10 protein-coding genes are annotated in these 15,183 nt (G+C 66.7%); 3 read left to right on the top strand and 7 right to left on the bottom strand.

From position 1 onward, the window contains the following. Nucleotides 1-186: 186 nt before the first annotated feature. Complete coding sequence (locus C7I55_RS18730; protein ID WP_106514537.1) at nucleotides 187-2,484, bottom strand: TonB-dependent receptor; 2,298 nt, start codon at nucleotides 2,482-2,484, stop codon at nucleotides 187-189. Nucleotides 2,485-2,637: 153 nt separating this feature from the next. On the opposite strand from C7I55_RS18730, the gene C7I55_RS18735 reads away from it, so the two are divergent. Next, a complete protein-coding gene (locus tag C7I55_RS18735) occupies nucleotides 2,638-3,699 on the top strand; it encodes a glycerophosphodiester phosphodiesterase (RefSeq protein ID WP_106514538.1) in 1,062 nt (353 codons plus the stop codon). Nucleotides 3,700-3,744: 45 nt separating this feature from the next. Here the strand turns inward: C7I55_RS18735 and C7I55_RS18740 are convergent, their stop codons facing one another. Then, complete coding sequence (locus C7I55_RS18740; RefSeq protein WP_106514539.1) at nucleotides 3,745-4,335, bottom strand: DUF4142 domain-containing protein; 591 nt, start codon at nucleotides 4,333-4,335, stop codon at nucleotides 3,745-3,747. Between the two features lie 136 nt (nucleotides 4,336-4,471). Here C7I55_RS18740 and C7I55_RS18745 point away from each other — a divergent pair, with 136 nt between their 5' ends. Then, nucleotides 4,472-4,897, top strand: a complete 426-nt coding sequence (locus tag C7I55_RS18745; protein ID WP_106514540.1) for a DUF3597 family protein — start codon at nucleotides 4,472-4,474, stop codon at nucleotides 4,895-4,897. A 92-nt stretch (nucleotides 4,898-4,989) separates the two neighbouring features. Here C7I55_RS18745 and C7I55_RS18750 read toward each other — a convergent pair whose 3' ends face one another. Genes C7I55_RS18750 through C7I55_RS18760 form a run of 3 tightly spaced genes read right to left on the bottom strand, consistent with a single transcriptional unit; the run spans nucleotide 4,990 to nucleotide 7,932 of the window. After that, the gene (locus C7I55_RS18750) at nucleotides 4,990-6,150 is read right to left on the bottom strand and encodes an acyltransferase family protein (RefSeq protein ID WP_106514541.1); all 1,161 of its coding nucleotides are present in this window, start codon (nucleotides 6,148-6,150) and stop codon (nucleotides 4,990-4,992) included. Between the two features lie 17 nt (nucleotides 6,151-6,167). Further along, nucleotides 6,168-6,908 carry a GntR family transcriptional regulator gene (locus C7I55_RS18755; RefSeq protein WP_106514542.1) on the bottom strand — a complete coding sequence of 247 codons (741 nt, stop codon included), beginning with the start codon at nucleotides 6,906-6,908 and terminating at the stop codon, nucleotides 6,168-6,170. After that, on the bottom strand, nucleotides 6,895-7,932 hold the full coding sequence (locus C7I55_RS18760; RefSeq protein ID WP_106514543.1) for a glycosyl hydrolase family 18 protein: 1,038 nt from the start codon (nucleotides 7,930-7,932) through the stop codon (nucleotides 6,895-6,897). The genes C7I55_RS18755 and C7I55_RS18760 overlap by 14 nt, the downstream gene beginning before the upstream one ends. 229 nt (nucleotides 7,933-8,161) lie before the next feature. Here C7I55_RS18760 and C7I55_RS18765 point away from each other — a divergent pair, with 229 nt between their 5' ends. Then, nucleotides 8,162-10,717 (top strand): family 20 glycosylhydrolase, encoded by a 2,556-nt coding sequence (locus C7I55_RS18765; RefSeq protein WP_233222296.1) that lies wholly within the window; start codon nucleotides 8,162-8,164, stop codon nucleotides 10,715-10,717. Nucleotides 10,718-10,847: 130 nt separating this feature from the next. Here C7I55_RS18765 and nagE read toward each other — a convergent pair whose 3' ends face one another. Together nagE and ptsP are read right to left on the bottom strand one after the other, a co-directional pair. Continuing rightward, nucleotides 10,848-12,605, bottom strand: a complete 1,758-nt coding sequence (nagE, locus tag C7I55_RS18770) for an N-acetylglucosamine-specific PTS transporter subunit IIBC (RefSeq protein WP_199192914.1) — start codon at nucleotides 12,603-12,605, stop codon at nucleotides 10,848-10,850. Next, nucleotides 12,602-15,154, bottom strand: a complete 2,553-nt coding sequence (ptsP, locus tag C7I55_RS18775; RefSeq protein ID WP_106514676.1) for a phosphoenolpyruvate--protein phosphotransferase — start codon at nucleotides 15,152-15,154, stop codon at nucleotides 12,602-12,604. The genes nagE and ptsP overlap by 4 nt, the downstream gene beginning before the upstream one ends. Nucleotides 15,155-15,183 lie beyond the last annotated feature (29 nt).

Consider the following 15,183-nt stretch of genomic DNA (forward strand, 5'->3'; position numbering starts at 1 on the left):
TCCTCGCCGTGCACTTCGTAGAGGCCGGAGGGAAGCGTCCGATTCATGTCTGGCCCTCGTTACGGGGCACTGGGCGGAGGCCCCTGCTGTCGGATCGTGTCGGGAGATTTTCGCTTTGTGTCGAAACGGTGCCGGCGCGGCGCCGGGTGCGGTGCGGCCGCCCGGAGGGCGACCGCACCGTCCGCGTCAGAACGCGGTCTTCAACGTCACGAATACCTGGCGCGGCGTACCGGCGAGCAGGGTCTGGCTGTCACCGCGATTGGCGAAGCCGTTGGTGCCGATCGTCGACACATATTTCTTGTCGAACAGATTGACCGCATTCGCCTGCAGGGTGACCCCGTCCAGCGCACCCGAGGTGAAGCGGTAGCCGAGGCTCGCGTCGACGATGACGAAGCCGCCCACCGAGGCATCATTCTCGTAGGAATAAAAGCGGCGTGACGTGTAGTTCGCCCCAAGGCGCGCGAAGACGCTTTCCGCGTCATAGGTGATCTCGCCTTTGACGAGGTGCTTGGGCGAATTCACGACGGTCTTGCCGTCGGTCGCCGCGACGATCGTTCCTGCCGCGTTGACGACGTCGTCCTGATATTCAGACTGGTTGAAGGCATAGGATGCGAACAGCGACAATTCAGGGGTGACGCGGTAAGTGCCTGCCGCCTCCACGCCATAGGAGCGTACGCTGCCGACATTCTGCAGGATTGCTGGGTTGCCTTGGATGCCAGCGCCGCTCGAAAAGGCGACGAGGCGGTTGCGGAAGTCCACGTAATAGCCGGCGAGCACGCCCTGGAATCGGCGGCTTTTGGTGCGCACGCCGACTTCGTAGGTCGACGATTTCTCCGGCTTGAGATCGAGGGCATTGAAGCCGATCTGGGTCGTCGCGAACGGCCCCTCGGTCGCCGACGAGGCATAAGCGCGCATGTTCTGCGAGAAGGTGGCGAAGATCTCCTGATCCGGTGTGATCTCGAACAGGGCGCCGACCTGGGGCAGGAACCAGTCGCGCGCGGTGATCTCGCCGACGGCAAGACTGCCCTGAACCACCGGCTCGGCGCGGTTCCGCACGCGCAGGCCCTTCCAGCCGGCATTCACGGTCAGGCGTCCGGCCTGCAGCGTGTCCTGGACGTGATATTGGAAGGTCTTGGTGTTGAAATCGAGCTCCCATTGGGTGGCAAAAGGATTCTTGGGCCACTCGATGCTGCTGCGGCTCGGCGCTCCGGTGGTGTTGGCAAGGCCGTAGAAGCGCCGCGCCTGGTTGAAGTCGTTATCCTCGTACCAGACGCCCGCCTCGATCCGGTTGTTGCCCAGCTCCAGCGCGGTCGATCCGATGAAGCCGTAGCGATCCACTTCATATTCGGTGGTGCGGATGCTGATCGGTGCGCCGCCGGGGGTCGGCACATAGGGCGTATACCAGATGCCTCGGCCGCGGTTGCGATGGTAATAAGCGGTGGCGGCGACGCTCCACGCATCGGTGAGGCCGGTGTCGATGCCGACGGCGCCGAGCCAATCCTTGCGCAGGCCTGCCGCGTCATAATAGGCATCGTCTGCAGTCTTGATCGGTGCGGGGTAGACGGTGCCCGCGGCCGCATTGCTCACCGGCGCGCCGGTGTCGCCGCGATTGTTGGCGATATGGGCGACGCGAACGGCAAGATCCCAATCGTCGGCGAAATTGTCCCAGTCGTAACCGAGCCGGTCGATCATCTCCTTGGAGAGATCCTGATAATCGTTCTCGCGGCGGTCGGAGAAATTGACGAAGCCGAAGATGCGGCCGTCGGGAAGCTTCTGCTCGATGCGGGCGTTCACCTGGTGCTGGCGCTGAATGCCGTCGCCCTTCCATTTGTCGGCATCCTGGAATGCGTAGCTGAGCGACAGAGCGGGGCCGCCCTCGACGAGCTGACCGCTGTCCATGCGGACGAAGCCGCGGACATTGTTCTCGCTGCCGTAGGTCGCATTGGCTTCGAGGCCGAATTCGTCCCTGGGGGCGCGGGTGAAGAACTCGATCGTGCCTCCGAGATTGCTGGAGGAAGCGGCGGAAAGGGAGCCGGCGCCTTGCGCGACCTCGACCCGGCCGACATTTTCGCTCGCGATGGCGCGGCTGATGTGCAGGCCGTTATGGTTGCCGTAGCTCATGTCGCCGAGCGGGATGCCGTCGAGCGTGAACCCGAGCTGGGCCTGGTTGAAGCCGCGGATCGAGATGCGGCTCGACCATTCGTAGCTTCCGAACGGATCTGAGGACTGGAAGTTGACGCCGGGCAATTTGTCGATCGCCTTGAGCGGGCTGATTCCCGGCACCTCGAGGGCGATGTCGGCGGCATCGAGTTCCTGCACCTGCCGAGTCTGGCCGGTGCCGATGATCACGATCTCCTGCTCGCCGCCGCCCGCCGCGACATCGGCGTCGATTTCGGCGATCGTCGATTCCTGGGCAAACCCCGGTGTGGCGAGAAACACGCCGGCGGTGCCGGCAAGCAAAAGGGACGTGCGGAAAAGCTTCATGTCATTCCCCCGAAAGGCGCGAGGTTGCGCGGTCGGGTCGCCCTAGGACGGGTCCGTGGCAGGGCGGTTGCGGAGATATGAAAAAGCTGTGTCAGTCGTAATTCGATGCTGTGTCGCAGCAAAATTGTCACGGCAGGCCGCTAGGGCAGTATCATGCTGATCACTCTCGCGCTTCTCGCCTCCGCTTTTGCCGGCCCCACGGCGGCGCCCGCTTCGCCGATCGTCATTGCCCATCGCGGCGCCAGCGGCCTGCGTCCGGAACATACGCTCGCGGCCTACCGGCTTGCGATTGCCCAGGGCGCCGATTTCATCGAAGCGGACGCGGTGATGACCCGCGACGGCGTGCTCGTCGCGCGTCACGAGAACGAGATCGGCGGGACAACCGATGTCGCCGCCCATCCCGAATTCGCCGGACGGCGGAGAACCAAGTCGATCGACGGAACGTCGGTCACGGGCTGGTTCACCGAGGATTTCACGCTTGCCGAACTGAAGACGCTGCGCGCGCGTGAGCGGCTGCCGGAACTCCGCGCCGAAAGCCGCAGGCACGATGGTGAGGAGACTCTGCCGACCCTCCAGGAGGTGATCGACCTCGTCCGCGCGGAGAGCAAGGCCCGCGGACGCGAGATCGGCCTCTACATCGAGACCAAGCATCCGAGCTATCACCGCGGACTTGGTCTTGCGATGGACGAAGCGCTGGTCTCGCTGCTCGAGCGCAACCGCCTCTCGCGCAAGGACGCGCCGCTGTTCATCGAATCGTTCGAAGTCGGCAATTTGCAGCGCCTGCACAACCTTACCGAAGTGAGGCTGATCCAGCTCGTCAACGACAGCGGCCACCCGCCGGATCGACCGACAGGCGAGACCTACGCAGCGATGGTAACGCCGACCGGACTTGCCGCCGTTGCGCGCTATGCGGCGGGGATCGGACCCGCCAAGGCACTGATCGTCCCGCGTGATGCGGCCGGCCGCAGCGGCGCGCCGACGGGCCTGGTCGGCGAGGCGCACCGGGCCGGGCTGCTCGTCCATCCCTGGACGTTCCGCAGCGAGAATGCCTTCCTGCCGGCGGAAGACAGGCGCGGCACGGCGCCCGCCGCGCACGGGGATGCGCAAGCGGAGGTTCGCCAATTCCTGGAACTGGGCGTGGACGGCATCTTCAGTGATTTTCCCGGCGACGCCGTCGAAGTGCGCAGAAACCTCGTCAAGCCTGACAAGGACTAGGAGCAAGGCGGGAGCGACGTCACCATGCGTCGCTCCCGCAAAGAATCAGGGCTTGAGACCCTTGGCCATGTTGAGATGCGCCGCAACGGTGGGGCTGAGTCCCGCCGCGAAGCTCTTGAGCTCGGCCACGTCGCCGTTGGCAGCATAGGTGTTGAGCGCGTCCAGCGTCTGCTGGTGGCCCGCCTGCTGGCCCGCGACATAGGCCTGATCGAAGGCTGCGCCCGTTTTCGATCTGAGATCATCGAGGACGCTCTGCTGCTGCGCGGTGAGCGTCGGATCGGGGGTGATCGGTGTCGCGAGTCCCGAAGCGACGGACTTGAGCTTGGCGGTAGATTCGGTGTGCGCCGTAATCATCTGCCCGGCGAACTTCTTCACGGCCGCGGACTGAGCCTTTTCTTGCGCCAGCTGCGATGTCGCGATCTCGAACGCATCGCTGGCCGCGGCGGTGTTGGCGAAAGCCTGGCCGCCGGTCGGGACCGCTGCGGTGGAACTGGCGTTCATATCCGCCGGCAGCCCGACGTTCGTATCGGTTACGCCGGAATTTGCGGTCGCGACGTCGGCATTCTCGTTCTTCTGCCCGCATGCGGCGAGCGCGATCGCGCTTGCCGCGAGCGTGGCGAGGATCCTGAATTGCATAGTCTTCTCCCTCTCGAATGCCGGCTCAACGTGTCATGGGAGAACGGCGTTCCGGCGGATGGCGGACCTATCGACCACGCGCGACGTTCACCGGTTGATTAAGACAGGCGGCGCCCGCCGTAGGAGAGGAACCGATATGAGTATCTTCGGCAGCATCATGAACAAGATCTTCCATCACAAGACCGCCGCGCAGCCGGCTCCTGCAGCACCCGCACAGGCGCAGCCTAAGCCTCAGCCGCAAGCGAGCGCTCCCGTGGCGGCACCCCAGACGACTGCGGCTCCTGCGGCCGCGCCGGCACCACAGAATGTCGACGTGGGCAGGGTGCTCGAGGAAATGGCGTCGATGAAGGACGGCGGCGGCAATTACCGGAGTTCGATCGTCGATTTGCTGAAGCTGCTCGATCTCGATTCCAGCCTCGCCGCCCGCAAGGAACTCGCCGGCGAGCTCAACGTCCATGCCGGTGCGGACGGCACCGCCGAGCAGAACATCGCTCTGCATAAGGCCGTCATGGCTAAGCTTGCCGACAATGGCGGCGTCATTCCCGACAGCCTCCGCAACTGATCCAGTCATTACTGAAGCTTGTGGAAGTCTGCTCGGCGGATCGTGATTGCTGGGGACGCGATTGTCCGGCGAGTTTCGACGCCGTCCGCCGATCAGATCTTCACGATCCAGTTCTTTCGCCGCAACGCGTCGACGCAAGCCCAGATGAACAGCAGATAGAGGAAGATCGGGATCAGGGTTGCCCAGCGGTCGCCGAGCGCGCCGCGCGTCGCCTCGAACGGCGCCATCAGCAAATCCCAGCCGACCATGGAACTGGTCAGCTGGTGGATGACGTACGCCGCGATCGCGTTGATCCCGAAAGGAAGCGCGACGATCAGCATTATTCGCGCGGCTCCGGACGGCGCTGCCGCATCGCGATCCAGCCAGAGATGGAGCAAGGCAAGCAGGATGGTGGTGAGGCCGCAGGTCAGCAGCACGAAGGTGCTCGACCAGATGTCCTTCACCACGGGAAAGGCGAAGCCCCAGGCGATACCGATCACCGCCATGATCAGACCGGCCAGCGCCAGGCGCAGCGGGGCGTTGGGATGACGGCCGCGCAGATATTCGCCGATCGCGACGCCGATCAGGCCATGGGCGATCGCCGGCAGGGTGCCGAGCAGGCCCTCGGGATCATAGCCTTCGGGGCCCTTCACATAATTGTGGTTGCCTGCCCCGAGCAGGATCCGATCGACGGCTGCGACGAAATTGTGGCCCCGCACCCAGATGTCGGTCGACAGGCCGTCCGGTGAGGGGACGAGGGCCAGCGGCCAGTAAAGCAGCAGGATCGCGGCGATGACCGCCAGTCGCACCTTCGGGCCGCAGAGGAAGAACAGCAGGGCGCAGGCACCGTAGACCAGGCCGATGCGCTGGAGCACGCCGAACAGCCGCCAGCTCGTCGCCGCGAAATCGGAAAACCACCACAGGTTCGAAAGCACGAAGCCGAGCACGAACAGGCGGATCGTGCGCCCGATGATGTGCCGCCGTTGCTCTGCGGTGAGCCCCTGCTCGGCACGAACCCGGCCGAGGGCGAGCGGGATCGAGACGCCCATCATCATCAGGAAGCCTGGAAACACCACGTCGGCCAGGGTGAGACCGGCCCAGTGCGAATGGAGGAGAGTCGGGAAGACCTCGCCGCTGCTTGAGATTCCAGCCGCCGAGTTGACGATGATCATGCCGACCACGGTCAGGCCGCGCAGCGCGTCGAGCGACAGCAAGCGCGGGTGCGGCGCCGTGCCTGCATTTACGGGATCCGGCTGTCCGGCGCTGTCGCTCATGGTGTTCCCCTCGAAGCTCAGATGTCGTGCAGTTCGGCGACGACGTCGTAGGAATCGCCGCGATAATGGCAGTGGGTCAATTCGGCGGCTCGGCCGTCGGCAAGGAAGCCGATCCGTTCGATGAACAGGCCGGGCGATCCGGCGGTGACGCCGAGCGCGTCCGCCTGTGCCTTGCCGAACGAAATGGCGCGCAGCCGCTGCAGCGCCCGCACCGGCCGGTGCCCGGTCTGCGAAAGCGCCTCGTAGAGGGAGTCGCCGACCACCTCGATCGAGGGCAGGCAATAAGCCGGGATCGTCGCGCGCTCGGTCGCCATCGGCTGTCCGTCGGCAAGGCGAATACGCTGGAACCGATAGACCATCGTCCCGGGCGAGAGGCCGAGCGACAGCGCTTCCTCGGGCGTGACCGCACCGATTGTCCGCGAAACCCAGATGCTGTGCGGGGTGCGCCCGCGCGAGATCATGTCCTCCGAGAAAGACGATAGCTTCGAAAAGACCTTCTCGACGCGCTGGCCGAGGACGAAGGTGCCCGCGCCGCGCCGACGGGTCAGCAGGCCTTCGTCGACGAGCCCGTCGACCGCCTTGCGCACCGTGATTCGGGAGACGTCGAACTGTGCCGAGAGATTGCGCTCGGTCGGGATCGCGCTATCCTTCTCGATCCGCGATTCCTGGATGGCGCTGCGGATCAGTTGCTGGAGCTGAAGGTAGAGCGGCTGCGGATCGTCGCGGCGCAGCGCTGCGCCGGACTCACTCAGCCGCATCGCGCACGGCCTTGTTCACCGTCCGGATCAGCAGGTGATCGTCGCTGTCCTGCGAAATCTCCCACACCATGATCCCTCCTGCTCGCGAGCCGGCGAGACGGCCTTTCTCGGCCAGCGTCGGAGGTCCGTTGAAAGTGATGTAGCTGCAGCCTGCGCAGCGGCTTCCGATCACGTCGGTGAGCAGGGCCGCAGCGCCGAATTTCTGCCGGATGTCACGAAACGGATGGTTCGGCGTGTAGTCGCCATAGCCGTAGCCGTAGAAGGGGAGGCCAAGCGCGAGCTTTTCCTTGGCGACGCCGCGATCGAGCCACAGCTGGACATCCTTGCGCGCCTGTTCGACGGTCGAATGCTCGTCGCCCGCTTTGCCCCAGGTGGTTCCGATCGCGTCATAGGACATCACGCCGACGATATCGAAATAGGGAATGGACGACACCGGCACCATTCCGCCCTCGTAGGAAGCGGTGGCGCAGGTCAGCAGCTTGCCGCGCCGCTTCAGCGCTTCGCTCAAGGCGGCGATGAACGGGGTGAAATTGCCCTCCTTGTCGATCTTCGTCAGCAGGGCGCCTTCGATGTCGACGTCGATACCGTCCAGCCCGTGCCGGTCGACCGCGTCGACGAGCGCCTTGACCAGTGGCCCGCGCGTGCCCGGCTGCAGCAGTGCGCTCCAGTCGCCGGAGCAGGCGGGAATCCCGCCGCCACCCAGCGAAATGAGCAGCTTGCTTCCTGCAGCGTGCGCCTTCGCGGCAACGCTGCGGACGCTGTCGGCCTGCAGCATCCCCCGGGCGCCATCCTGCGCGCAGGCGAAACCCGCGCCATCGAGAATCCGCCCGCCCTTGTCGGGATTGACGAAGGCCAGGTTCAAATGGGTGTAGTCGGCGAAGTCCGCCTTTGCGATCGAGCGTTCGAGCCTCTTGAACACGGGAATGTAGCCGACCGCGAGCGGACGGGCCGCCATCGACGCGGTGCCGATCGGAAGCATGGCGAGCATGAGAGCGATGGCGCCCGCAAATCTGATCCGGTGCATCGGCCCCCTTGTCCTCCCCAGCGACAATACCTTTTGGTATCCACTGGAAAGCTAGCACGCGCCCAGCAACTTCGCCAAGCCTTGTTGTTCGTTCGCCGTTCCGAGCTTGTTTCCAGCGTTTGTAGGAACTTGTGAGCGACGGGTCAGAGCCGCGTTGACGCGCTCCGGCCGGCATGACAAATCTATGCCACCGCCATGACAAGGCGCTGACCAACCGGGAGAGAGACGCGTGAAGCTTAAGGTGGCCCTGTTCGCATTCGCTGCCATGACCGCGCCGGCGCAAGTCTGCGCCGCCGTGTCGCAGGACGAGCTCGATCGCATCGCCCGTGACATGGACCTGCGTTTCACCGTCGTCGACAACCAGCCCGGCAAATGTCCGGATGGTGCCGGCGGCTGCTTCCTCTCAGAAATCGAGCTTCGGCTGCCGGAACGGCTTCCGCAGCGTTTCGCCAGCGAGGATCTGCCGATCTATTTCAGCCTGGTTGCGCGATTGCAGCGGGTCGACAGCGATCTGTTCGAGGCCGATCTGGTCAACGGCGACCTCCACGTTCTGCGGCCGAAGCGCGGAGCGCGGCTCGAAGGCGGGCGCACCTATCGCATCAAGCTGTGGAGCGCCGGGCATTTCTATTCGGCTTATTACCCGATGCCGAATTTCTACCTTGCGCCCGCAGGATTGGGCGCCCGCGTGATCGCAGCGACGCGGCCGGTGGTCGATCCGGAGACGGGGCTCGAAACACTGCCGTTCGTCGGTCCGATGACCAACGAGGCGAAGCTTGCCACCGGATCGGCTGACGATGCCACGACGTGGCGCACCCCGGAGCGCGCTTATGCGCTGTACGCGCGCAACGGCGCCCTTGCGAAACCCGATGTCGCCATCCTGCCGACGCCCGCCACGGTCAAGCGGCTCCAAGGCGCGCCGCTCGACCTGCGCGGCGGCGTGCGTCTCCGTCTCGCGGGTGCCGATCGAGGCCTGCTGCAGACCGCGCTCAACCGGCTGGTGGCGTCGGGCGTCGGCGGCCTGGATCGCGGGCCGGAGCTCAGGATCGATGTCGCGCCGGGGGCAGGGCTCGCCGCGGAGAGTTATCGGATCGCCGCGACCACGGCCGGGATCCGCATCCGCGCCGCCGATGCGGCCGGCGCGGGGCACGCCTTGCGGTCGCTCGCCCAGCAGGTGGCCTTCGAAGAGGGCCGGCTGCGCCCGATCGAGATTGCGGACGCGCCCCGGCTTCCGTTCCGCGGCCTCCACGTCGATGTCGCCCGCAACTTCCACAGCAAGGCCGAGATCCTGCTGCTTCTCGAGCAGATGGCCAATTACAAGTTGAACCGGCTGCACCTTCATCTCGGCGACGACGAGGGCTGGCGGCTCGAGATCAAGACCTTGCCGGAGCTGGCACAGGTCGGCGGCTTCCGGTGTCACGATCCATCGGAAACGCGCTGCCTGCAGCCGCAGCTCGGCGCTGGCCCCGACGGTAACGGCCCGGTGAACGGCTATTACAGCCAGGCCGATTATCTCGAAATTCTCGGTGCCGCCACGGTGCGCGGGATCGAGGTCATTCCGTCCTTCGACATGCCTGGACATTCGCGCGCGGCGATCCGCTCGATGGAAGCGCGGTACCGGCGGCTGAGCGCGGCCGGCGATCGTGCGGGCGCCGAGCTCTACCGGCTGGTCGAGCCGACCGATAAAACGCGTTATCGGAGCATCCAGAATTATGACGACAACACGTTGAACGTGTGTCTGGATTCCACCTACCGCTTCGTCGACACGGTGGTCGGCGAGCTGGCGACCCTCCACCGCGCCGCCGGCGTGCCGCTCAAGACCTACCATATCGGCGCGGACGAGACGGCAGGCGCGTGGAGCGAATCGCCTGCCTGCAAGACGCTGATGGCGTCGAGCGGGCAGGAGCCCAAGCAACTCGGCGCCATGTTCATCGAGAAGGTCGCGGCGAGTTTGGCCGCCAAGGACATCGAGGTCGCCGGTTGGAGCGACGGGCTCGGCCATACCGACGCCAAGAAGATGCCCCGCGCCGTGCAGTCGAACATCTGGGGCAGCCTGTTCGGCGGCGGCGTCGCCGAAGCGCACGACCACGCCAATCGCGGTTGGCGAACGGTGATCTCGGTTCCCAACGTCACATACCTCGATTCCCCGTATGCGCCGGATCCGATGGAGCGCGGCTATGACTGGCCGTCGCGCGACAGCGACACCTTCAAGGCATTCGCCTTCATGCCCGAAAATCTGGCCGCGAATGCCTCGGTGATGCAGGATCTGCAGTCGCGCGGGACCCGCATCGACGACAAGACACCGCTCCGCGCCGGCCGCAGGATCGAAGGCCTGCAGGGGCAGATCTGGAGCGAAACCGTCCGCAGCGACGATCAGGTCGAATATATGCTGTTCCCGCGCCTGATCGCGCTCGCCGAGCGCGCCTGGCACAAGGGCGACTGGGAGCCCGCCTACACCCCGGGGGCCGCTTATGCATTCGGCGACGGCAAGGTGAACCAGGCTGCCTTGCTTCAGGATTGGCGCCGCTTCGCCTCCCGCATGGGAGTCCACCAGGCCTTCCTCGACGATGCCGGGATCGACTATCGTCTTGCACCTCCGGGTGGCAGGATCGAGGCCGGCATGCTGCACGCCAACAGCGAATTCCCCGGCACCCCGATCGAATATCGCGAAGGCGGTGGCGCCTGGCGGTCTTATACCGGCCCGGTGGCGGTCAAGGACGCCGTCGAGCTGCGCACCCGCAGTCCGAATGGACGTCGCGCAAGCCGGGCGGTGCCGCTGGGGCAATAAGCTTCGTCGGGCTCTCGCGCCGGGCAGAGCCAGCGCCAATTCAGATCAGAAATGTAACAGGATCCTCCCTGCGTACGGGGAGGATCCTGTTTTTCTGCGATCGCGTGCCCGCGGGCGGGCAGAGGCGCGATTACGCGTCTTCGCGCGCCAGCTTCGCGGCCCAGCCTGTGGCCGTCGGCGGCAGCAGGACATGGAGCGTACCGGCGGGAGAGCGGGTGACGCCGCGCACACCAAAGGTGGCAAGGGCCGGTTCGTCCGCCCGGTCCGGGTGGACGAGATCGACGAGCAGCCGATTGGCGCGCACGCTCAGGCTGCGGATGTTCGCATCTCCGCCGAGCGCTGCGAGGATTCCGGCGGATTCGTCAGGCGACGTTGCCGCCGCCTTGGCGGCCGCCGGTGCAGCGGCAGCCGGAGGCGTGGCTGCCACGGGCGCCGGCGCCATGCCGGCGCTGCGCACCGCATCGCGGATCTCGCCGGCAACCTGGTCGGCAATCGGGCCGAGCACGACCTGCAGCGCGTTGCCGCCGGGCCGGACGATGCCCTTGGCGCCGAGCGCGCGAAGCCGCGGTTCGTCGATCCGCGCGGGATCGACGAGCTCCAGCCGCAGGCGAGTCATGCAGGCATCGATGCGCAGGAAATTGGTCGCGCCGCCGAGCGCGCCGACGAAGCCGCCGGCCCGGCTCGTGTCCTCGCCATCGGCCTGGGCGACGAGCGCTTCCTCCGGCTCCCGGCCCGGGGTCTTGAGATCGAAGCGAATGATGCAGAAGCGGAAGATGCCGTAATAGAGCGCGAAATAAGCGAGGCCGACCGGAATCAGCATCAGCGGCCGCGTCGAAAGGCCAAAGCCGAGCACATAATCGAATAGGCCGGCGGAGAAGCCGAAGCCGAGCTTCACGCCGAGCGCGTTCATCAGCACCGCCGACAGGCCGGTCAGCACCGCATGGACGGCGTAGAGCGCCGGAGCCAGGAACATGAAGGTGAATTCGATCGGCTCGGTGATGCCGGTCAGGAAGGCGGTGAGGGCAAGCGAGAACAGCATGCCGCCGACTGCCTTGCGCCGCTCCGGCCGCGCGCTGCGGTACATTGCCAGGCACGCCGCGGGCAGGCCGAACATCATCACCGGGAAATAGCCGGCCATGAACGCGCCCGCAGTCGGATCGCCGGCATAATAGCGCTTAAGATCGCCGGTTACGCCATGATAATCGCCGATGATGAACCAGGCGAGGTTGTTGAGGATGTGGTGGAGCCCGGTGACCACCAGCAGCCGGTTGAGCGTGCCGTACACGAACAGGCCGAGGGCGCCCGCATCCACCACCCAGCGGCTCAACGTGTCGATTCCGCCGGCGAGCCACGGGAAACCGAGCCCGAACAGCAGGGCGCCGAACAGGCCGACGAAACCGGCGATGATCGGGACGAAGCGGCGACCGGCGAAGAAGGCGAGATATTCGGGCAGGCTGATATTGGCGAAGCGGTTGTAGAGCATGCCGCCCGCGATTCCCGACAGGATGCCGGCGGGAATGCTGAGCTTCGAGAGCTGCGTCGTCACGTAGGCGGCGGCGGCAAGGTCCTTCGCCGCCTGATCCTGGAAGGCGGCCAGGGCTTCGGGCGGCACCTGCAACAGGGTCTTCGCGCCCTCGGTGGTGACCAGGAAGGCGACCGCGCCGGCGAGCCCGGCGGCACCGTGATTTTCGCGCGCAAGGCCGACGGCGACGCCGATCGCGAACAGCAGGCCAAGATGGGCGAAGATCGCCTGGCCGGCGCCGGCGACGAAGGCGATGTCGAGCAGATCGGGCTGGCCGAGGCGCAGCAGCATGCCCGCGGCCGGAAGCACGGCGATCGGCAGCATCAGGGCGCGGCCGAGCGGCTGAAGTCGATCGAGGCGGATCATGCCGAAGCTCCTGCAAGGCGGGTGGGGGCGACGGACGGTTCGTCGAGGAGGCGCCGCACGGCGGCGGTCGAGGTCTGCGCCAGCGCGCGTTCGGCGAGCGCAGTGCAGTCCGCGACGGTGACGCCGCGAAGACGTGCCTTGATCGTCGGCACGCAGGCCGCGGTCACCGACAATTCGCCAAGGCCGAGACCGACGAGCAGCATCGCGCCGAGCGGATCGGAGGCAAGACCGCCGCAGGCGCCGATCGGCCGTCCGCGCCGCGCTGCCGCCGCGGCGGCGGTTCCGATCAGCCGCAGCACGGCGGGATGGAAGGCGTCGACCTGCGCCGCGACCAGCGCATTGGTCCGATCCATCGCCAGCGTATATTGGGTGAGATCGTTGGTGCCGACCGAGAAGAAATCCGCTTCGTCGGCAAGCTGATCGACCAGCATCGCGGCCGCCGGAGTCTCGATCATCACACCGAGTTCGAAGGGCGCAGCATCGCCGAGCGACGATGCCACCGCGCGGGCCCGTTCGCGGACCTGGCGCAGCTCGTCCAGCCCGCTCACCATCGGCACCATGATCCGGCAGCGTCCGGCCGGACGCACCCGCAGGACCGCACGAAGCTGCGCATCGAGCAGATCGGGCCGCCACAGGCTGGTGCGCACGCCGCGCAGGCCGAGCGCCGGATTGTCCTCGTGCGGGATGGGCAGGAACGGGATCGGCTTGTCGCCGCCGACATCGAGCGTGCGGACGATGAGCGGCCGATCGCCGAGCGTGTCGGCGATCGCCTGATAGACGCTCAACTGCTCGTCCTCGTCGGGCGCGGTGTCGCGCTCCAGAAACAGGAATTCGGTGCGAAGCAGGCCGCAGCCCTCGGCGCCGACCGCGACCGCGGCGGCGGCTTCTTCCACCGATGCGAGGTTGGCGAAAAGCTCGATGCGGGTGCCATCAGCCGTCCGACACTCCTGCTTGGCCGCGTCCTCATCGCGCTGCCGCGTTTCGGCGGCCGCGGCGATCCGCGCTTCCGCTGCTGTGAGCGCCTCGGCTGCGGGATCGGCATCGATCCGCCCCGCGGCCGCATCGAGGATTATGCGTGTGCCCTCGCGGATCCGGGCGAGGCCCTTCCCGGCGGCGACGATCGTCGGCAGGCCCGCCGCCGCGGCGAGCACCGCGACGTGGGAGGTCGGGCCGCCGTCGACGGTGCACAGGCCGGCGATCCGTCCGGTCAGCGCCATCACGTCGGATGGGAGAATGCCTTCCGCGAGCACGATCGCGTCCGCAGGCATGTCCGGCAGCGACCCGGCTTGCTCGCCCGCAATGATCGCGAGCACCTGGCGTTCGAGATCGAGCAGGTCCTGGACGCGTTCCTGGAGAAGGGGATTGCCGGTCGCCCGCAGGTGATCCGCAACCGAAGCGATCGCGCTTCGCCACGCCCAGCCGGCGCTCTCGCCGCGGGCGATGCCGGCACGGGCGGCCTCGACGATCTCGTCATCTTCGACGAGCTCGAGATGGGCAGCGGCGATTGCGGCGGCGGTCGGCTGCTTGCCGGCGCTTGTCGCAGCCAGAGCGGCGCGCACCTCGCTCAGCGCCGCCTCGAGGATCTGCCGCTCCTCGGTCACGCCCTTGCCCTCGAGGGCGACATCCTGGACGGTCTTGCGGAGGTGGATTGCGGTGCCGATCACCAGCCCGGGCACGGCGCAGACACCGGCGATCCGGTCGGGCGCCGGCTCCGCATCGATGGAAGCCGGCTCAGTCGATGCCGCAGGCGAGGGAACAATCGCGGTGGGCGCGTGGGCCGGCTGGTCTTCGAGCGCGGGCAATTCCGTCTCGATCAGCGCCGCGATTGCCGCGGCTGCCGCTTCGGCATCCTCGCCCGATGCTGCGATCTCGACCCGGTCTCCAGCGCGTATGTCGAGCGCCATCACCGAAACCGGGCTGCGGGCGCGAGCTTCGCCGCCCTTGGCGCGGAGGCTCAGGTCGGCGGTGAACGCCTTTGCGCGGGCGGCGATGCGCGCCGCCGGGCGGGCGTGGAGACCGTTGGGAAGGGTGACGACCACGGCGCGGACGCTTTCGGTGCCGGTGCTCAGGCTCTCCGTGCCGGCCTCGTCCGAGATCCCTTCGACCGTGCCGATGCGATCGCCGGCCGTGACGAGGCGGCTGCCGCTTGCCACGAACCGGAAGAGCTCGCTGTTGGTGACGACGATCGGCGTCACCAGGCTGCGGGCCTGGAGCGCGATGGAATCGAGATCGAACGAGATCAGCACGTCGCCGGTGCGAACCTGCTGATCCTTGCTGACCCTGGCGGTGAAGCCGTTGCCGCCGAGCCGCACCGTCTCGAGACCGATGTGGATGAGGATTTCGGCGCCGTTCGCCGCGCGCAAGGTCACCGCATGGGCGGTCTGCGCGATCAGGGTAATCGTGCCGTCGCAGGGCGCAACGATCGCGCCGGCGAGCGGATCGATGGCGATTCCGTCGCCCATCATCCGGCCGGCAAAGACTTCGTCCGGGACCTCCTCGAGACCGGAGGCCCAACCCGCCACCGGTGCGTGCAGAACGACGTCGCTCACCGGCGCCACCCGGCGCAAGAAGAGACCCC

The organism is Allosphingosinicella deserti (assembly GCF_003012735.1).
In the GTDB taxonomy this organism is placed as follows: domain Bacteria; phylum Pseudomonadota; class Alphaproteobacteria; order Sphingomonadales; family Sphingomonadaceae; genus Allosphingosinicella; species Allosphingosinicella deserti.